The organism is Marinobacter halodurans (assembly GCF_004327985.1).
Taxonomy (GTDB): Bacteria; Pseudomonadota; Gammaproteobacteria; order Pseudomonadales; family Oleiphilaceae; genus Marinobacter_A; species Marinobacter_A halodurans.
This window is the reverse complement of record NZ_SJDL01000036.1, coordinates 17,547-35,723: the sequence shown is the minus strand read 5'-3', so window position 1 is coordinate 35,723 and position 18,177 is coordinate 17,547. Positions and strand designations below refer to the sequence as shown.

Here is an 18,177-nt window from a genome sequence, read left to right as displayed (position 1 = left end):
CACAATGGCGCGATGACACGGGATGTCGCGCCGGTTTTTCGACTAGTATAAAAGCAATCCTGTCGCGGATGCACACAGTCTGCGGTCCGGAACGCCTGAACGTCAGGTTTTCAGGCGCCCCGTTTGTGGACAGCGGATACGACAAGGACGCTAGACCGGGTGCTTGTTCTCCCGGTAATAGCGGAAGATCTCCTTGAGTGGCCGCTTGGGTTTGAACCCGAACGTGTCGCGGAAGGTGCGCCCGTCGATAACCACCGGGTACTTGAAGAAACTCATCAGGTACGACGGGAAGCTTTTCATCTTCAGCAGCCGTGCAATGGTCCGGGGCAGGACCGGCGGAATGGAGGGGATCGGCACACGTGTGCAGCCGCTGAGCTGAAGGGCATGCTGATAGGCGATCCAGTCGTCCGGCGCGACGTTGAATACGCCCCGGACCGTATTGCGATAGGCCAGGACGATGGCGTCGGCCATGTCATCGATGTGGATGAACTGCATCATTGGCGAAAAACCGGCAAGGACTGGCGCACGCCGGCTGGCCAGCAGCGTGCTGATCGAGTTGCGCACGCCGGGGCCGACGATGTTGCAGGGTCGCAGCACCGTAATGTTCAGGTCCGGATAGCGCCACAGATAGATGTTGGCCAGGTTCTCCAGCTCGATGGAGTCGACCAGGTCCATGCTCAGGCCGACCCCCTTGAGCGGCGCCTGTTCGTCGATCAGCGCGGGGTTATAGGCGCTGGCGCCGTAGACATGGTAGGTGGAAAGTACGATGACCCGGCGGATGCCGTACTTATGGGCCAGGTTCAGCAGCTTCTGGCTGCCCAGGACGTTGGCGTTGTAGCGCCGCATGCGGGTTTCCTGGCTGGACATGATGCGGCCCAGGTGGATGATGCCCTCGAATTGGAAGCGGCGGAACAGGTCCTCGAAGACCCGTTTGTTGAAGTCGATGCAGTAGCTGGGGATGTCGTCACCGAGATAGACCTGCTCCCGGAAGTCGACGGCCACCAGCTGGTAGTTGTCGCGCAGGCGGTTGATGACCTGCTGGGCCAGGGCGCCCGCGGCTCCGGTGACCAGGATTTGCGGTTTACGTTCGTTCGTCATCAGAACAGCCTTTTCCTTTCGCTCAATCCCTGGTTGATCAACTCGTTGATCTCGGCCTTGACCACCTCGACCCGCTCGGTGACCTTTTCTTCCGGTATATCGGCATTGTCGAAGTGCATGGGCTTACCGAATTTGAGGTAGACCTTGGCCGGGAAGACGAACGGCACGGCCAGCGGGACATAGGGCAGCCCCAGGGCCTTTGCCAGCGGCCGTATGTTGGCCACTGCCGGGATGGTTTCCTCGCAACCCACCACGCCCACCGGCACGATGGTGGCGTTGTACTGCATCGCCAGGCGCATGAAGCCGTTGCCGAACCGCTTGAGTTGATAGCGGTCGCTGTAGAGTTTGCCGGAGCCGCGGATCCCTTCCGGGAACACGATAATGGCTTCGTTGTTGGCCAGCATCTTGGCGCAGTTGACCGGGTCGCCCAGCACCGCGCCGATCTGGTTCAGCATGTTGCCCAGGTAGGGAACGGTCGGAAAGAAACGCTCGATCATGGCGCGGGGCAGGCGTGGGTTCTTCGGCCGGGAGGCCACGGCGACACCGATCAGCAGGCCATCGATCGGCAGTTGGCCACTGTGGTTGGCAATCAGCAGCACCGGCCCCTCATCCGGCACGTTTTCCACGCCGTCGGCAACGACCCGGAAATACTTCTCGTAAATCTGTCGGGCCAGCGAAAAACCGATCTTCAGCGAATCGTTGTTGTAGCCCCAGGGGTCATAGCCCAGGGATCCCAGCGGTTTGCGAATCCGGTTGATCTGGTCTTCCAGCGATTGCGGAACGACTTTTTCCTTGATGAAGGATCTCAGGCTCATCAGCGCTTCCCGATTGATGGGGTCATTGTCTGCTCTGTGTCGACGTGCAGGATACGTGCCTTTCTGTTTAACAACGTGACAGCACCAGTTCCGTGGTGTGGCTCTCACCCTTCATTAAACGGATAAAGTGAGGCCATGCATTGGCGGTTTCGACGCAAAGCATGGTTTTCCAGCCGTCATCCGGAAAATCCGACAATCGCCTGGCCTTCTCGGGACCCGGGTTCCAGACCACGGTGGACTCGCTGCCCTGGGTTTCGATCCGGGTAACCTGGTTGGGGGTATGCACCAGAATGGGGCCGCCTCGCTGATAGATGCGGTCGGTCTCGCCACGGAACCGGACATCGCCGTCCTGCTGGATTTCCTGCCAGTCGTGGATCGTGTCGATGTAGTGTGCCTGCTCCAGGCCGCTGAGGAAACTTCGGGTGACGTCGAGCGTCGGAAAATAGGTGTGGAGCGCTTCCGTGTATTCCACCGGAGATGGGCCGGAGTTGTGGGTGGTCAGCAGGATCTGGCAATGCCCGGCGTTAAAGCGGAAGGTGATGCGCGCCAGCAACGGCCAGTCGCGGCCAATATCGCCGCACTTGGCTGCATCCAGCGTCAGGCTGATCTCCACATCCTTTTCCGACTCGCGGATGTCGGCCAGGGTCCAGAGGCTCGTGCGGGCGAAGCCATGGGCCAGATCCGCCTGCGCCCGTTGTGCGACGGGATCCGGGTTTCGCTGTGGGTCGCCGAACCAGGGCCAGCAGACGGGAATGCCGCCGCGGATGGCGTGCCCGTGCTTGAATCGGGCGTCCGGGCTCATCCAGAGCCAATTATCTTCGCCCTTGGGGGCAAAATGGGTCAGGTGGGCACCCTGCAGAAAGATGCGGGCGGAGAATCGGGGGTGGGTGACTTCAATGGCGTCCAGGTCGCCTTGGGTGGTGCGGGCAGTGAAAAGTGCATCGGATTTGCTTGAAGTCATCCAGTTTGTTCCTTTTGACGCCTATGATGGAGGGCCGTTGGCTTCCCCATGCCGGGTGGCTCGTTATTTGGTTTGTGTCTTCTATGATTTTGTGATCATAGTGTCCGCGTCCGGTTCCTGGCCAGCCCCCCGCAGAGGAAAATGAGGCGGCATGGACCAGGGGCGCCTCCGGACCCATCATTCTGTACCGTGTCGGTAAATGGAGGAGCCTGCATGAGTGTCCTGTTTCTACTGATCAGTGCGTTAGTCCTGCTTTATTTCGGTATCGGCGGTACCGTCGCCGGTGTCGTGATGACACTGGCCACGCTGTTTGGCATGTTCGAGGACCACTGGCATGTCCTGAGCATCCTGTTTGGCGGTGTCTTCCTTGCCCTCGCACTGATACTCGTCTTCCCCGGGGGGCTGCGTCGCAATAGCCTGAGCCGGCCGCTGCTGGCGTGGGTGCGTGATCGCCTGCCGTCACTGTCGGATACCGAAGCCGAAGCGCTGAAATCCGGCAGTGTCGATTGGGATGGCGAGCTGTTTTCCGGCCGCCCCGACTGGAACAAATTGCTGGATGCCCCCCACGCCCACTTGAGCAAAGCCGAACAGGCCTTTGTCGATGGCCCGGTGGAAGAACTCTGCGGCATGCTGGATGACTGGAAGATCACCAACGAACTCTATGATTTACCCCCGGAGGCCTGGGAGTTTATCAAGAAGGAGGGGTTCTTCGGGCTGGTGATTCCCGAGGAGTATGGGGGGAAGGGATTCTCCGCCACCGCCCACTCGGAAATCGTGATGAAGGTGTCCACGCGCAGCGTATCTGCCGCAGTGACCGTGATGGTGCCCAACTCCCTGGGCCCCGGCGAACTGCTGATGCATTACGGCACCGACGAACAGAAGCAGTATTACCTGCCGCGCCTGGCGAAAGGGGAGGAGGTGCCCTGTTTCGCGCTGACCTCGCCGGTCGCCGGTTCCGATGCCGGGGCCATCCCGGACAAGGGCATCGTCTGTCGCGGCCAGTGGAATGGCGAGGAGGTGCTGGGCCTCAAGGTCACCTGGAACAAACGCTACATCACCCTGGCGCCGGTGGCGACGCTGATCGGCCTGGCCATCAAGGTTTACGATCCGGAAGGCCTGATGGGCGGCGAGGAAGACCTGGGCGTCACCTGTGTCATGATTCCCCATGATCTCAAGGGCGTGAATCACGGCGCCCGACACCTGCCCATGAACACCGTCTTCATGAATGGGCCGACCTGGGGCGAGGACGTCTTTATCCCCCTGACCCAGGTCATTGGCGGCGAGGGCATGGTGGGTCGCGGCTGGACCATGCTGCTGGAGTGCCTGTCCATCGGCCGTTCGATTTCCCTGCCGGCACTGGGCACCGGGGCGGGTAAGCTCGCCTGCCTGACCACCGGGGCCTACGCCGGGATTCGCGAGCAGTTCGGTCGCTCCATCAGCCATTTCGAAGGCGTGCAGGAAGCCCTGGAGCCCGTCGCCGGCTACACCTACATGATGGATGCCGGACGGCTGCTGACGTCCGGTATGCTGGATCGCGGCGTACGCCCGTCGGTGCCGTCTGCGGTGCTGAAGTATCGCAACACCGATCTGATGCGTCAGGTGATCAACCACGCCATGGATGTGGTGGCCGGTCGTGGGGTGATCACCGGGCCGCGCAATTTCCTGGCCCGGGCCTATCAGGCGGTGCCCATCGGCATCACCGTAGAGGGGGCCAACATCCTGACCCGCAGCCTGATGATCTTCGGCCAGGGTGCCATACGCTGCCACCCGTACATCGTCCGGGAGATCGAAGCCGCTGGCATGGACGACGAGCGCAAGGCTGTTCGTGCCTTTGATGACGTCTTCTTCGACCACATGGCGCACACCACCCGCAACGCCCTCCGCTCGTTCGTGCTGGGCCTCAGCCACGGCCGGCTGGAGCCGACCCCCGGCCGGGGCGGGCTGCAGCGCTATTACCGTCAGTTGGCCCGCTTCTCGTCGGCCTTCTCGGTACTGACCGACGTGACCCTGCTGGCCATCGGCGGCGGCCTGAAGGCCCGGCAGCGTCTGTCCGGTCGCATGGCGGATTGTCTGGTGGCGTTGTACTACGCCTCGGCCATCATCAAGCAATGGCACGAGGAGGGATACCCGGCGGACAATCGGCCGGTGGTCGAATGGGGGTTGCAGCGCTGCCTCTACGATTTCCAGACCGCCATGAAGGCGCTGATCGAGAACTTCCCGGTGCCGGCCCTGCGCTGGCCCCTGAAGCGGCTGGTGTTCCCGATCGGTGCCTGGCTGAAGGTGCCGGACGACCGGCTGGGCGAAGAGGTGGCGCTGTCCATCGTGAAGGACGCGCCGGTTCGCGAGCGGATCGTACGTGGCGTCTACCAACCGGTGAATCCCGACGATCCCGTCGGCCGCGTGCTGCATGCCTATAACATGGCCAACGCCTGCCGCGACGCCCGCGAGCGCCTCAACGAGGCCATCCGCAAGACCGATCCGGACGAGCTGCAGGACATCGAGATGCTGATGTCCCACCAGCGTTCCGAGCTGGTGGATTGGGCGGTCGAGAAAAACGTGGTGCGTGAGGACGAGCGCGACACCCTGATCGAAGCGCTCAGCGCCCTGTACGACGTCATCCGCGTGGACGCCTTCGACGGCGACGCCATCAAGGCCCTGGCGGAATGCTCGGAAGGCAAACTCAGCGAAGTCGCCCGTCCATGACAGAAAGTCGGGTAGGGGCCATTCCCTATCCGGCCGGGTGAAAAAAACAGGGCGATGGTGGTGGTTTCGACGTAGACTGCCGACATACTGATTGAGGAATCGCTATGCCCTCCGTTCCCTTCGATACCGCGGCCGCGGTCGATCTTGCGCAGCCACAGCCAGCTGCTCCGACGGTTCTCGATCGGTGGCTGGATAACGTATGCGATGAGCTGTCAGAGTTCGGCTGGACCAGCCAGTCCGTCCTGCCGCTGATTCCGGAAGGCCTGATGGGGGAGCTGCGCAGTGAAGTGCAAACGCTTCACCGCTCGCAAGCGCTGGACACGGCGGGTGTCGGCCGGGGTAAGGATCACACCCACGACCGCTCGGTCCGCCGCGACCGGATTGCCTGGCTTAATGGCGAGACCGGGCCTCAAGGCCGGTTGTATGCCCTTTTCCAATCCATCCAGGATGGCCTGAACCAGCGCCTGTTCCTGGGATTGAAGCGTTTCGAGGCCCATTACGCGACCTACGAGCCGGGTGATTTCTACCGGTGCCACGTGGACAGTTTTCGCGGCCGTTCATCACGCATCATCAGCCTGGTGCTGTACCTCAACGAAGGCTGGCAGGCGGCCGACGGCGGTCAGTTGCAGATCTTCAACCCGGAAAACCCCGATGAAGTCTGCGGTCAGGTGCTGCCGGAGGCTGGACGCGTGGCGCTTTTCGTCAGCGAAGACATTCCCCACGAAGTGCTCGCGGCCCAGCGGACCCGCTACAGCATCGCCTGCTGGTTCCGCCGGGATCCGATCCAGGGCATTGCCCTGTAAATCCATCTTTAAAAAGGCGTTGATGCCGCCGGTGCGGCCTGCTAAGATGCGCGCCGCATCCGGGGCAATACCGGATCGTTATGGTGGCTCCGCCGGTGCCTCCGCAACAATAAACCGTGAACCCGGTCAGGCCCGGAAGGGAGCAGCCGCAGCGGTGGACTTGGGTGCCGGAGTGTCGCTGGTGGAGTCACCCCCAGTTTCCTCCCTCATGAACATCCCCGATCGTTTTTTGATTAAAGTCCATTCAAATCAGCGGGCTACGCTATATGCACGTGACCTCGGCGTGGGCGGTATTCGCGAGCGGTTTCCTTCTTATCACCGGCTGTCCATGCTATCGTTAAGCCCGGTTTGAACGGGACGTGACGCATTCGATGAGCTATCAGGTTCTGGCCCGAAAATGGCGGCCAAAAACGTTTCAGGACATGGTGGGGCAGGAGCATGTGCTCAAGGCCCTGGTTCACGCGCTGGACCATGAGCGCCTGCACCATGCCTATCTATTCACCGGGACCCGCGGGGTGGGGAAGACCACCATCGGTCGGCTCCTGGCCCGCTGCCTGAACTGCGAGACCGGGATTACGTCATCCCCGTGCGGTGAGTGTGACAGCTGCCAGGAAATCCTGGGTGGCCGGTTTGTGGACCTCATCGAAATCGACGCCGCTTCCCGTACCAAGGTCGAGGACATGCGCGAGCTGCTGGACAACGTCCAGTACGCGCCGACCCGGGGCCGCTTCAAGATCTACCTGATCGACGAAGTCCACATGCTCTCCAACTCCAGTTTCAACGCCCTGTTGAAGACACTGGAAGAGCCGCCCGATCACGTCAAATTCCTGTTTGCGACCACCGATCCGCAGAAGCTGCCGGTGACCATCCTGTCACGCTGTCTGCAGTTCAATCTCAAGCGGATGACGCCGGAGCATATCGTCGGCCACCTGAACTACGTGCTGACCGAGGAGGGCATTCCCTACGAGGAGCCGGCACTGTGGCTGCTGGCCCGCGCTGCCGACGGTAGTATGCGGGACGCCCTGAGCCTGACCGACCAGGCCATCGCCTTTGGCAACCAGAAGCTGGCGGCCAGCGATGTCAGCGCCATGCTGGGCACGATCGATCAACGGGACATTCATCGGATCGTGGATGCACTGGTGCGCAGCGATGGTCCGGCGATGCTCTCCGAAATCCACCGGATTGCCGAGTTTGCGCCGGACTACAGCGTCATCCTCAGCGATCTGCTGTCGCTGTTCCATCGGGTCACCCTCGAGCAGGTCGTCCCCGGCAGCGCCGACAACGCCATGGGTGATGCGGAGCACGTCAAGGCGATGGCACGGCAGTTGAGCGCCGAGGATGCCCAGCTGTTCTATCAGGCCGCCCTGGTGGGGCGCAAAGACCTGGCTATTACACCGGACGCCCGCATGGGCTTCGAAATGGCGCTGCTGCGGATGCTGACGTTCCGTCCGGGTGCTGATCGTCGCGATCCGCCGGTGGTGCAGAGTAGCGAGCGCCGTGAAGCGGGCAGCGCCGGCGCCCCCGGGGACGATCCCGAACCTGCGCCGGCAACGCCTGCCCCCGAATTGGCTGTAGCGGCTGCCACGGCGGAAATAGCGCCTGAGCCGGCGCCTGCCGCGGACCCGGAAACGTCCGCCGTTCAAGAAGCCGCCGAGCAGGCGGAACCTTCGGGGTCCTCTCCCGTGCCGCCGGCGCATGAGCCTGAACCTGAATCTCAGGTTGCCAGCGAGCCGGAGCCGGCACAGGTTCCCCCGCGGCAGCCGGAGGAATCCGTCCCGCTGAGCGCCTACGACGATCCATCCCTGACGGCCGATGGCGAGATGGATGTTGATGTGCCCAATGAACCACCATTGCCATCGGAGCGTCCGGCAGAGGCCGGGACGGGTGAGGTGACTCCGGAGCCGGAACCGCAGCCCCAGGCATCAGCGCAGCCGTCGCCCCCGATGCCGGCCGCAGAAGACAAACCGGCGCCTGTCGCCGAAACACCGGCCGGTCCGGTCCAGGAACCGCAGGAAACGGCCGACCCGGCGAGCTTTGAATGGCAGCGGGATTTCCGCGCCCTGGGCCTGAGCGGCATGGCCGGTAACTTGGCCAGCCAGGCGGCCTTCAAGAAGAACGGCACCGACGTGGTGCTGACGCTCGACAGTGGCCACGCGCGATTACTGAACGATCGGCACGTCACCCGGATCACCGAAGCGCTGGGTACCTTCTTCGGTGAAACCGTCAGGGTGACGTTGCAGGAGGGCGAACCCGGCGAGGCAACGCCGGCTGCGTTCGCCGAACGTGCCCGTATTGCCCGCCAGCGTGCGGCGGAGTCATCGATTGCCGGTGATCCGATCGTACAATCGATCATGCAGCGCTTTGACGGCGCGATCGTGGACGGCAGCATCGAACCGGTGAAATAGGCGGCTGTCCAAGAAGTCACTGACGAACGTTTGAAAACATGCGCGGGCAGGGTTGAATTCCTGCCGGAAAGCCGCACAACGCCGTCAGGGTAAGGGGCTTTGATCCCAAATTCATGACCGAGGTGCTACTCATGTTTAAAGGTATGGGCGACCTGATGAAACAGGCCCAGCAGATGCAGGACGAGTTCAAGCGAGTGCAGGAAGAGGTGGCGAAAGCCGAGGTGACCGGAGAGTCCGGTGCCGGGCTGGTGAAGGTCACCATGAACGGTCGTCACGACGTGAGCAAGGTCGACATCGACCCGTCCCTGCTGACGGAGGACAAGGAAATCCTGGAGGACCTGCTGGCAGCCGCGGTGAACGATGCCGTACGCCGCGTGGAAGAGCATCAGAAGGAGCGCATGTCCGGTATGGCCTCCGAGATGGGCGTGCCACCGGGCTTCAAGATGCCGTTTTAGTCTTGCGCTCCTGATAATAGAAGAAGCAGTAGAGGAATCCGGATGGCTTTCAGTCCGCTGGTTGATGAGCTTGTTGAATCGTTGCGCTGTTTACCCGGCGTAGGCCAGAAAACCGCACAACGCATGGCGTTCCACCTGCTGGAGCGCGGGCGCAGTGGTGGTGAGCGTCTGGCAAGTGCGTTGCAGGGCGCCATGGCCGGCGTCCAGCGTTGCCAATCCTGCCAGAATTTTGCCGATGCGGACCTGTGCAACCTGTGCGCCGATGAAAGGCGGCGCACCGGCACCCTGTGCGTGGTGGAGAGTCCATCCGACCTGCTGGCGATCGAACAGGCTGGCTACTACGACGGCAGCTATTTCGTGCTGATGGGGCACCTCTCACCGATTGACGGTATCGGTCCCGAGGAGATCGGCATCGAGCAGCTGCTGCGCCGGATCCGCGATGAAGGGGTGACGGAGTTGATCCTGGCCACCAATCCGACCGTCGAGGGCGAGGCAACGGCCCATTACATCGCCGACCGCCTGGATGGTCAGAATGTCCTGATCACGCGGCTGGCTCACGGCATACCGGTGGGCGGTGAGTTGGGGTATGTGGATGGCTTCACCCTCGGCCACGCCTTCCGCGGCCGCAAACCACTCAGCGAATGATTCCCTCCACCCGAAACGCCTCCCATTCAACCTGGATAGCTTCATGACCGATACCCCCACCGTGCGCTGGCTGGAAACGCCCGACGAACTCGACAACTGGCTGGCGCAGGCGCCGGATCGCCCGCTGGCCCTGGACACCGAGTTCGAGCGGGTCAGCACCTTTTTCCCGATCCCGGGGCTGGTGCAGTTGGGCCTCGGCGACGACCTGCGACTGGTGGAACCCGCCGTGGCGGAGGCGTCGCAGGCTTTCCGTGAATGCCTGGCAGGCACGGAGCGGCCCAAGTTGCTGTATGCCATGAGCGAGGACATGGAACTGTTCCGGCACTGGCTGGATCTCGAGCCCCGGGCTGTGCTCGATCTGCAACTGGCCTGTGCCCTCGCCGGGCTGGGCTTTTCGGTCGGTTACGCCAAGCTGGTGGAAACGCTGTTCAACGTGACCGTCGACAAGTCCGCGACCCGTTCGGACTGGCTGGCGAGGCCGCTGACGGACGCACAGTGCCAGTACGCCCTGGAGGATATCCGCTACCTGGAGCCGATGTTCGAGCACCTCAAGGCGTTGCTGGAAAAGCGGGGCTTCTACAGCGCCTGGCTGGAAGAAAACGAGCGATTCGCCAGGGATCTGGCCCACCAGGGCGAGCCGCAGGAGTACTACCTGAAAATACGCGGCGGCTGGCAGCTCAAGCCGCGTCAGCAGGCGGTCCTCCGGGAGCTGGCAGCCTGGCGCGAACAGGAATGCCGACTGCGCGACAGGCCTCGCAACCGCGTCCTGTCCGATGCCGCGCTGATCCGCATCGCCGAGCGCCTGCCGGAGAGCAAGGGCGCGCTGGGCGCCATCGAGGACGTGCCTCCGGTGGTGGTGCGTCGCTACGGTGAGATATTGCTGGCCTGCGTCGAGCGTGGCAGATCCTCCGGTGACATTGCTGATAGAATTGAGACGCCGTTGACCCGCGAGGAGCAGGGACTGTTCAAACAGGTCAAGCGACTGTTCCGGCACGAGGCGGAAGCGAGCGACGTGCCGATCGAACTGGTGGCCCCGCGCAAGCGCATTGAGGCCTGTATCCGCCGCTGGCACAGCGATGACGACGCGGCCCGTTTTTTCACGGAGGGATGGCGCGGTGAAATGCTGGCGCCCGTCCTGGACGACGTATCGAGAGTATTGAGCGAATGAACCGGCAGTTTGTATCCGTATTCCGCAGCAGCAAGAAAGCCGACACCTACCTGTTTGTCCGTCGCAACCAGGTCTGGGACGAGTTGCCGGAGGGACTGCGCAGCATCTTCGGGACGCCGCAGCACACCATGGACCTGCTTCTGACCCCGGACCGCAAGCTGGCGCGCGCCACCGGCGAAGAGGTGCTCTCGGCCATCGAGGAAAAGGACTTCTACCTGCAGATGCCCCAGGAGCAGGACGATTACATCGTTGAGTTCAAGCAAAAGCTGAAGAAAGAGTAATGATCGCGGCGATCCCTTTCTGGCAACGTAAGCACTTTCACGAGATGACGCGTGAAGAGTGGGAATCGCTCTGCGACGGCTGTGGCAAGTGCTGCCTGACCAAACTCGAGGACGAGGACACGGGCGAGGTGTACTACACCGATCTGGCCTGCGAATACATGGACGGCGACAGCTGCCAGTGCACGGTCTACAGCCGGCGCCAGGAAAAGGTGCCGGATTGCATTGTCCTGACTCCGGACAGCGTGGGCGATTTCCACTGGCTGCCGCAGACCTGCGCCTACCGCCTGCTGGCGGAGGACAAACCGTTGCCGGAGTGGCATCCTCTGGTATCCGGTGATCCTGACAGTGTCCATCGGGCCCAGGTTTCCGTGCGCCACCGCACCGTTTCCAACGCCAGCGTGCCGGAAGCGGACTGGGAAGAACACATCATTCATTGGGTGCTTTAAGTGATCGATTTACCAATTCAGATGGACTCGCAGGCCCAGGCGGCCTACCTGATATTCTGGGCGCTCTATGCCGTTGGCTTTCTGATTTTCTTTTTCCTGATGTCGCGCATGCTGCGCATCATCCCGGTGTACGGCATTCGAACCCTGATCCTGGCCGCCTTCGCCGTATTGCTGCTGACGCCGGTGGAATCCACCGAGGCGGCCAACTGGTGGATTCCGGCCTGGTTGCATGGAGGCTATGAATCCATACTCGGCGACGCTGGCGAGGCTGCCCGCGCCTTTTCCAACATGGTGTTGGTCGGCGGTTGTGTCCTGATCGTATGGATACTGGACCTGGTTCGGGTCCGGATCTGGCGCCGGGAGGCCTGAGTCCTGCCGGCATCAGAGGCGCCGCCTGTACGTCTTTTGGTATCGGAGAACGTTGGTCCGGGGCGGGAAATCGTAACGCGTTCCAGGCCCTGGGCAGGTGAAACCGCTTTTCGGGGCGGCCCTGCTTGCGCTAACCTCCGTCAGACACGTTAATCGGCGCGACAGTTTAATCCCCTATGATGACAGCTCACTGGCCCCGCTCTCTGCTTTTCCTCTTATTGGTTCTGTTTGGTTTTCAGGCTTCCCGGGCGATGGCCCAGTCGGCCGATGGGGCCAAGTCGCCGGCGTTGCCGGAACCCCAGGATGTCCGCATTGTGGTGGATATCTCCGGGAGCATGAAGGACAGCGACCCGAACAACCTGCGCCGGCCGGCCGTCCGCCTGCTGGCCCGGATGTTGCCGGACGACGCCCGTGGTGGCGTGTGGACGTTCGGCCAGTACGTCAACATGCTGGTGCCGTCGGGCGAGGTCACGCCAAAGTGGCGCGAGATGGCCGTCAAGCGGTCCCCTGAGATCAATTCGGTCGCGTTACGGACCAATATCGGCGAGGCCCTGGAAGTCGCCAGCGACGACTTCTACGGCGATCGTCGTTTCGACAACACCCACTTCATCCTGTTGACCGATGGCGTCGTGGACATTTCCCGGGACGCCGCCGTCAATGCCCGCGAGCGTAACCGCATCCTGGACGAGGTTGTGGATCGCATCCGCTCGCGAGGTGCGACCATCCACACCATTGCGCTGTCCGACAACGCCGACCTGGCGCTGCTGGAACGCCTTGCCGTGGAGACCGGGGGGACTTTCTCGGTGGCACCGGATGCCGATGCCCTGAACCGCGTCTTCGCCGAAACGCTCAATACCGCCGCACCGCAACCGGAAGTGCCGATCGAGAATAAACGCTTCCGGATCAGCGAAGACGTTCACGAATTCACCGCACTGATCTTTCACGAGGGCGACGACCAGCCCCTGGCACTGATGACGCCCGATCGCAAGCGAGTGACCCACGACCGGCATCCGGACAATGTGCGCTGGTATTCGGAAGAGGCCTACGACCTGATCACGGTCGACAAGCCGGCCGAAGGCGAATGGCAGGTTGACGGTGAACTCGGGGCGCAATCCCGGGTGACGGTGGTCAGCGATCTGCGCATGGCGGTGTCGCCGCTGCCGAATTTCTTCTACACCGGCCAGCCGGTGTCGGTCGACGCCTCTTTCTACGATCACGACAAGCCCATCACCAACCCGGATTTCCTGGGGGTGCTGGATGTCTCCCTGACACTCTCGACCCAGGATGGCCGGTCCGGAACCAAGCGGCTGTCGGGCGAGACGCCGCCTGCCGATGGGGTGTACTCGGATACCATCGACAAGCTCAGCGAACCCGGCACCTACGATCTCAAACTGGTCGCAGACGGCAAGACCTTCGCCCGCCAGTTCAGCGCCCGCATCACCCTGCGTCCGCCGGTCAGCGTGACGGTCGAAGGTGAGGGCCAGGGCAGTGACAGCCAGTATGTGCTCGAAGTCCGGCCGGAGCATCCGGACCTGGACCGCCACAATACGATGGTCGGCGTCCGGGTCCAGGCGCCCGGTCAGGGCGACGATACCGGGTTCGATAAGGTGCCGTTCGACGAGCAGGCCGGCGTCTGGCGTAAGGTGATCAAACCGTCGTCCGGTGACGGTGACTATCAAATCAGTGTGCGTTTCCAGGGAAGCACGGATTCCGGGCAGCCACTGAATTATTCGCCGCCGGCCTTCACCGCGACCTTCCCCCGTCAGGGCGGCGACCAGGCGGCCTATACCTCGTTGAGTGCCGAAACGGTGACGCAGGCGGGCGATGAGCAGCCGGCCGGCACCGCGCCGGAGTCGTCCACGACCGGGCAGCCGTTGTTGTCCGAGGCTGCCGCTACGCCCGAGCCGGCGGCGCAGGAACCGACAGCGGACGAATCCGGTGATGAGCCCCCCGCGGAAGCGGCGACGTCCGAGCCGGCGATAGCACCGCCCATTGATACATCGCAGGTCGAGACGCCGGCTGAGCCCGAGCCTTCACCCGCGCCGGCGGCTGAACCCGAGCCCAAGGCGGCACCCGAACCGCAGAAGTCCGAGGAGGCATCGTTGCTGGCGAGTATTCCCGCATGGGCCTGGGGGGCGGGCGGCGGCCTGTTGGCCATCGCCGCGATGGCTTTCGCCGTCGTCCGTGCGCGTCGTAAGGGCAGCAAGGCTGACGGGGACCCGGACGCCCGGGCAGATGCCGATGAGCCGTCCGAGCCAGCAGTGGATGAAGAGCCCGAAGAGCAGGTGGAACCCGAGGCGGACAGTGAAGAGCCTCCGGTTGCCGTCGCGGACGACGCGGTGACCGGGGAGGCGCCGGAAGAGGAAACGGAAATACCGCCGGTGGTCGAGGAGGAACCCCCTCTCGCAGAGGAACCGACCCCGGACGGGATGCCGGCTGCCGAGGAAGAGGCCGAGCCGCCGTTGGCCTCCGAGACCGCCGAACCGACGGCAGGGGACGTCGATGAGGAGATTCCGACGCTGGACGAACAGCCGCCTGAAATCCCCGCCGCCGACGAGGAGTGGCCGACCGACGAGGAACCCGGAGCCTTGCCCCGGGAAGCGGACGAGACGGCTGACGATATCGAACGTTTCCTGGAAGAAGCCCGCCGGGACGAGGCGGACCTCGCCGCGGCGGATGAGGACATCCTGGCCGATCCCGCGGGAACGGAGGATGAGGAAGACGACTATTCCCTTGAAGATTTTGACCTCTCCGACATCGACGACCTGCCGGACCTCGAAGACGAGGAACGCAAGCGAGGTGACTCGGAGGGTGAGGATCCCGACGACAAAAAATCAGAATAACGTTGGGATCCTGTGCGCTCCTCAGGCATGTGAGAACCACACCTGACCCAGAAAAAGGACAGACACCATGAAGTTTACGGGTACCGATAAATACGTTGCCACCGAAGACCTCCAGATGGCCGTCAACGCCGCCATCACCCTGCAGCGCCCGCTACTGATCAAGGGCGAGCCGGGCACCGGCAAGACCATGCTGGCCGAAGAGCTGGCTGAAGGTGTCGGCGCAAGGCTGATTACCTGGCACATCAAGTCCACCACCAAGGCCCAGCAGGGGCTTTATGAATACGATGCCGTATCCCGCTTGCGCGACTCCCAGCTCGGTGACGACAAGGTGCACGACATCAGCAACTACATCGTCAAGGGCAAGCTGTGGGAAGCGTTCGAGGCGGACGAGCAGGTGGTGCTGTTGATCGACGAGATCGACAAGGCGGACATCGAATTTCCCAACGACCTGCTGCTGGAACTCGATCGCATGGAGTTCTACGTCTACGAGACCCAGAAAGTGGTCAAGGCGGAGCGCCGGCCGATCGTGGTCATCACCAGCAACAACGAGAAAGAGTTGCCGGACGCTTTCCTGCGCCGCTGCTTCTTCCACTACATCAGCTTCCCGGATCACGACACGATGAAGAGCATCGTCGACGTGCATTTCCCCAATGTGCAGCAACAGATCGTGCGCGATGCCCTGGAAGTCTTCTTCGACGTGCGCAAGGTGCCCGGGCTGAAGAAAAAACCGTCCACCTCCGAGCTGGTGGACTGGCTCAAGCTGCTGATGGCCGACGAACTGTCCGCCAAGATGTTGCAGGAAAAGGACACTTCCTCGGCGCTGCCGCCACTCTATGGTGCCCTGGTCAAGAACGAGCAGGACGTTCACCTGTTGCAGAAACTGGCCTTCATGGCGCGTCGCCGGAGCTGATCCGACGGCCTCTGTAAGGAGGACACTATGCTGATTGATTTTTTCATGGAGGTCCGCCGTGCCCGGGTGCCGGCCAGCCTGCGTGAGTATCTCGATCTGGTGGACGCGCTGCAGCACCGTCTGGCCTTCGCCGACATGGAGGAGTTCTATTACCTGGCACGCCTGTGCCTGGTGAAGGACGAGCGGCATTACGACAAGTTTGACCGGGCGTTCACCACTTACTTCGACGGCATCGAAAATCTCGACGACCTGATACAGCAGCTGATCCCGGAAGACTGGCTGCGCAAGGAATTCGAGAAGCAGTTGTCAGAAGAGGAAAAGGCGAAGATTGATTCGCTCGGTGGTTTGCAGGAGCTGATCGATGCCTTCAAGGATCGCCTGGAAAACCAGAAAGAGCGCCACCAGGGCGGCAACCGCCAGATCGGGACCGGCGGCACCTCGCCGTTCGGGGCCCACGGCTACAACCCGGAAGGTTTCCGCATCGGCCAGGAGAAGGGACGTCATGGCCGGGCGCTCAAGGTCTGGGAAAAGCGGGGCTTCAAGGACCTGGATGACAGCATCACGCTGGGTATCCGCAACATCAAGGTTGCGCTGAGACGGTTACGTAAATTTGCCCGACAGGGTGCCGCCGATCAACTGGATATGGACGACACGATTCGGTCCACGGCCCGAAACGCCGGCTACCTGGACCTGAAAATGGTTCCGGAGCGCCACAATGCGGTCAAGGTCCTGCTGTTCTTCGATGTGGGCGGTTCCATGGATCCGCACATCCGCGTCTGCGAGGAACTGTTCTCGGCCGCCCGCGTTGAGTTCAAGCACATGGAGTACTTCTACTTCCACAACTTCATCTATGAAAGCGTGTGGACGAACAACGTGCGGCGACTCAACGAGACCACCAGCACCTGGGATATCCTCCACAAGTACTCGCCGGACTATAAGGTGATCTTTGTCGGTGACGCGAGCATGGCACCGTATGAGATATCCCATCCCGGTGGCTCCATCGAGCACTGGAACGAGGAAGCCGGCGCGGTCTGGTTCCAGCGCCTGCAGGACCATTTCCGCAAGGTGGTCTGGCTCAATCCGTTGCCGGAGAACTACTGGGGAACCGGTGGTTCCATCGGCATGACCCGCCAGTTGGTTGGGGATCACATGTATCCGCTGACCATTGACGGGCTGGAATCGGCTATGCGGTTCCTCAGCAAATAATCCGACGGGCAGTGGCGCGCCGAGGCTCCCATCCCCGGCGCGCAACTGCCACCGGAAACACTGTGGTTACCCTTCCGCTTCGTAGGTTGGCGCTGACGCAGGAAGCCCAACAAACAATCGGGCGAGGATGGGGTGACCTGTTGTCTTGCCCCGTTGGGCTTCCTGCGTCAGTACCAACCCACCTGCCTGTTAGCGCATTCATGCATCGCAGAGCAAAAAAAAGCCGATGCGGTTGAGGCGCATCGGCGAAGCTCGGCATATCGAACGGTTTACCCTTCATCGAAGAATTACACCGCAATACGATCAAAGCACGTGCTTTGCCAGCCTGAAAAAAAGACATCAAAAACAGCCTCCTAATCCAGTTTTACACGTCCTCACTGTTTACCGGCCTACTCTTTGTAAGGGTATGTGTAAATGTTGTCGACAGTTTGTCCCTGGGCGGGCGCTTCGACTTTTCATTTGGTGATCCAGGTACCGTTTCAGCGGGCGGGCCGGTGTTACGCTTTGTTACCGAAAGCCTGCTGTCTTTGGGCTCCGTGAACCTTCAGGACACCGATCGAGAGATTACCGATGCGCCTTATCCTGCTGATCACCGGCCTGCTGGTCACCGGTGCGCTGGCGGCCGAACCCCTCAGTGACGATATCGCCTCACTCAAGGCGGATGTTGCCGCTCTCAATCACACGCTATTCCAGTTGGAAGAGGACATCCTCAACCCGGCCAACACCCAGGTGGCGGTCTATCTGTCCTTCAACGCCCGCGACTATTTCGTTCTCGACTCCGTAGAACTGGCCCTCGACGGCCATCCGGCGGTGTCCCACCTGTACAGCGAACGGGAACGCAAGGCACTCGAGCAGGGCGGTGTGCAACGCCTCTACCTCGGCAACCTGGCGGCCGGCGAGCATGAACTGAGTGCGGTGTTCAACGGGCAGGGCGCGAACGACCACTACTACCGCAAGGACGCCAGCTTCACCATCCGGAAGGCCACCGGCAAGGCCCAGTACGAGCTGGTGATTGACGCGCGGGCACCCGCTTTCGAGCCGGCCATGCGCATCAAGCAGTGGGATTGAG

General features: G+C 62.1%; 16 protein-coding genes and 1 other RNA gene. 14 read left to right on the top strand and 3 right to left on the bottom strand.

The features are described 5' to 3' along the window. Window positions 1-150: 150 nt before the first annotated feature. The 3 genes from EZI54_RS18670 to EZI54_RS18660 all read right to left on the bottom strand — a co-directional run bounded on the left by EZI54_RS18670 (window position 151) and on the right by EZI54_RS18660 (window position 2,874). Window positions 151-1,098, bottom strand: coding sequence for an SDR family oxidoreductase (locus EZI54_RS18670; protein ID WP_131483399.1), 948 nt, complete (start codon window positions 1,096-1,098; stop codon window positions 151-153). Further along, a complete protein-coding gene (locus tag EZI54_RS18665; protein WP_131483398.1) occupies window positions 1,098-1,913 on the bottom strand; it encodes a lysophospholipid acyltransferase family protein in 816 nt (271 codons plus the stop codon). The genes EZI54_RS18670 and EZI54_RS18665 overlap by 1 nt, the downstream gene beginning before the upstream one ends. A gap of 67 nt (window positions 1,914-1,980) precedes the next feature. Next, a complete protein-coding gene (locus EZI54_RS18660; RefSeq protein ID WP_131483397.1) occupies window positions 1,981-2,874 on the bottom strand; it encodes a D-hexose-6-phosphate mutarotase in 894 nt (297 codons plus the stop codon). 213 nt (window positions 2,875-3,087) lie between these two features. On the opposite strand from EZI54_RS18660, the gene EZI54_RS18655 reads away from it, so the two are divergent. The 14 genes from EZI54_RS18655 to EZI54_RS18590 all read left to right on the top strand — a co-directional run bounded on the left by EZI54_RS18655 (window position 3,088) and on the right by EZI54_RS18590 (window position 18,176). Next, window positions 3,088-5,577 (top strand): acyl-CoA dehydrogenase, encoded by a 2,490-nt coding sequence (locus EZI54_RS18655; protein WP_131483396.1) that lies wholly within the window; start codon window positions 3,088-3,090, stop codon window positions 5,575-5,577. Between the two features lie 104 nt (window positions 5,578-5,681). Beyond that, entirely contained in the window at window positions 5,682-6,380 is a 699-nt protein-coding gene (locus tag EZI54_RS18650) for a 2OG-Fe(II) oxygenase (protein ID WP_131483395.1), read from the top strand. Window positions 6,381-6,470: 90 nt separating this feature from the next. Further along, an RNA gene (gene ffs / locus EZI54_RS18645) (signal recognition particle sRNA small type) lies at window positions 6,471-6,567 on the top strand. Window positions 6,568-6,751: 184 nt separating this feature from the next. Continuing rightward, a complete protein-coding gene (dnaX, locus tag EZI54_RS18640; protein ID WP_131483394.1) occupies window positions 6,752-8,785 on the top strand; it encodes a DNA polymerase III subunit gamma/tau in 2,034 nt (677 codons plus the stop codon). 131 nt (window positions 8,786-8,916) lie between these two features. Next, window positions 8,917-9,240 carry a YbaB/EbfC family nucleoid-associated protein gene (locus EZI54_RS18635; RefSeq protein ID WP_131483393.1) on the top strand — a complete coding sequence of 108 codons (324 nt, stop codon included), beginning with the start codon at window positions 8,917-8,919 and terminating at the stop codon, window positions 9,238-9,240. Window positions 9,241-9,282: 42 nt separating this feature from the next. Continuing rightward, a complete protein-coding gene (gene recR / locus EZI54_RS18630) occupies window positions 9,283-9,885 on the top strand; it encodes a recombination mediator RecR (RefSeq protein WP_131483392.1) in 603 nt (200 codons plus the stop codon). A 43-nt stretch (window positions 9,886-9,928) separates the two neighbouring features. After that, on the top strand, window positions 9,929-11,053 hold the full coding sequence (rnd, locus tag EZI54_RS18625) for a ribonuclease D (protein ID WP_131483391.1): 1,125 nt from the start codon (window positions 9,929-9,931) through the stop codon (window positions 11,051-11,053). Next, complete coding sequence (locus EZI54_RS18620) at window positions 11,050-11,334, top strand: YcgL domain-containing protein (RefSeq protein WP_131483390.1); 285 nt, start codon at window positions 11,050-11,052, stop codon at window positions 11,332-11,334. The genes rnd and EZI54_RS18620 overlap by 4 nt, the downstream gene beginning before the upstream one ends. Then, window positions 11,334-11,780 carry a YcgN family cysteine cluster protein gene (locus tag EZI54_RS18615; RefSeq protein ID WP_131483389.1) on the top strand — a complete coding sequence of 149 codons (447 nt, stop codon included), beginning with the start codon at window positions 11,334-11,336 and terminating at the stop codon, window positions 11,778-11,780. Before EZI54_RS18620 ends, EZI54_RS18615 begins: the two co-directional genes overlap by 1 nt. Continuing rightward, on the top strand, window positions 11,781-12,149 hold the full coding sequence (locus tag EZI54_RS18610) for a hypothetical protein (protein ID WP_341352861.1): 369 nt from the start codon (window positions 11,781-11,783) through the stop codon (window positions 12,147-12,149). Between the two features lie 251 nt (window positions 12,150-12,400). Continuing rightward, window positions 12,401-14,992 carry a VWA domain-containing protein gene (locus tag EZI54_RS18605; protein WP_165495802.1) on the top strand — a complete coding sequence of 864 codons (2,592 nt, stop codon included), beginning with the start codon at window positions 12,401-12,403 and terminating at the stop codon, window positions 14,990-14,992. A 67-nt stretch (window positions 14,993-15,059) separates the two neighbouring features. Continuing rightward, window positions 15,060-15,902, top strand: coding sequence for an AAA family ATPase (locus EZI54_RS18600; RefSeq protein WP_131483387.1), 843 nt, complete (start codon window positions 15,060-15,062; stop codon window positions 15,900-15,902). Window positions 15,903-15,929: 27 nt separating this feature from the next. Beyond that, window positions 15,930-17,108 carry a vWA domain-containing protein gene (locus EZI54_RS18595; protein ID WP_131483386.1) on the top strand — a complete coding sequence of 393 codons (1,179 nt, stop codon included), beginning with the start codon at window positions 15,930-15,932 and terminating at the stop codon, window positions 17,106-17,108. A 570-nt stretch (window positions 17,109-17,678) separates the two neighbouring features. Next, window positions 17,679-18,176, top strand: coding sequence for an AraC family transcriptional regulator (locus tag EZI54_RS18590; protein ID WP_131483385.1), 498 nt, complete (start codon window positions 17,679-17,681; stop codon window positions 18,174-18,176). Window position 18,177 lies beyond the last annotated feature (1 nt).

What these genes read in the sequence shown, in the direction of transcription:
- EZI54_RS18605 (WP_165495802.1), top strand. Translation starts at nt 12,401, where the DNA reads ATGGCCCAGTCGGCCGATGGGGCCAAGTCGCCGGCGTTGCCGGAACCC.
- recR (WP_131483392.1), top strand. Translation starts at nt 9,283, where the DNA reads ATGGCTTTCAGTCCGCTGGTTGATGAGCTTGTTGAATCGTTGCGCTGT.
- EZI54_RS18670 (WP_131483399.1), bottom strand. Translation starts at nt 1,098, where the DNA reads ATGACGAACGAACGTAAACCGCAAATCCTGGTCACCGGAGCCGCGGGC.
- EZI54_RS18660 (WP_131483397.1), bottom strand. Translation starts at nt 2,874, where the DNA reads ATGACTTCAAGCAAATCCGATGCACTTTTCACTGCCCGCACCACCCAA.
- EZI54_RS18650 (WP_131483395.1), top strand. Translation starts at nt 5,682, where the DNA reads ATGCCCTCCGTTCCCTTCGATACCGCGGCCGCGGTCGATCTTGCGCAG.
- EZI54_RS18665 (WP_131483398.1), bottom strand. Translation starts at nt 1,913, where the DNA reads ATGAGCCTGAGATCCTTCATCAAGGAAAAAGTCGTTCCGCAATCGCTG.
- EZI54_RS18600 (WP_131483387.1), top strand. Translation starts at nt 15,060, where the DNA reads ATGAAGTTTACGGGTACCGATAAATACGTTGCCACCGAAGACCTCCAG.
- dnaX (WP_131483394.1), top strand. Translation starts at nt 6,752, where the DNA reads ATGAGCTATCAGGTTCTGGCCCGAAAATGGCGGCCAAAAACGTTTCAG.
- EZI54_RS18595 (WP_131483386.1), top strand. Translation starts at nt 15,930, where the DNA reads ATGCTGATTGATTTTTTCATGGAGGTCCGCCGTGCCCGGGTGCCGGCC.
- EZI54_RS18635 (WP_131483393.1), top strand. Translation starts at nt 8,917, where the DNA reads ATGTTTAAAGGTATGGGCGACCTGATGAAACAGGCCCAGCAGATGCAG.
- EZI54_RS18620 (WP_131483390.1), top strand. Translation starts at nt 11,050, where the DNA reads ATGAACCGGCAGTTTGTATCCGTATTCCGCAGCAGCAAGAAAGCCGAC.
- rnd (WP_131483391.1), top strand. Translation starts at nt 9,929, where the DNA reads ATGACCGATACCCCCACCGTGCGCTGGCTGGAAACGCCCGACGAACTC.
- EZI54_RS18655 (WP_131483396.1), top strand. Translation starts at nt 3,088, where the DNA reads ATGAGTGTCCTGTTTCTACTGATCAGTGCGTTAGTCCTGCTTTATTTC.
- EZI54_RS18615 (WP_131483389.1), top strand. Translation starts at nt 11,334, where the DNA reads ATGATCGCGGCGATCCCTTTCTGGCAACGTAAGCACTTTCACGAGATG.
- EZI54_RS18590 (WP_131483385.1), top strand. Translation starts at nt 17,679, where the DNA reads ATGCGCCTTATCCTGCTGATCACCGGCCTGCTGGTCACCGGTGCGCTG.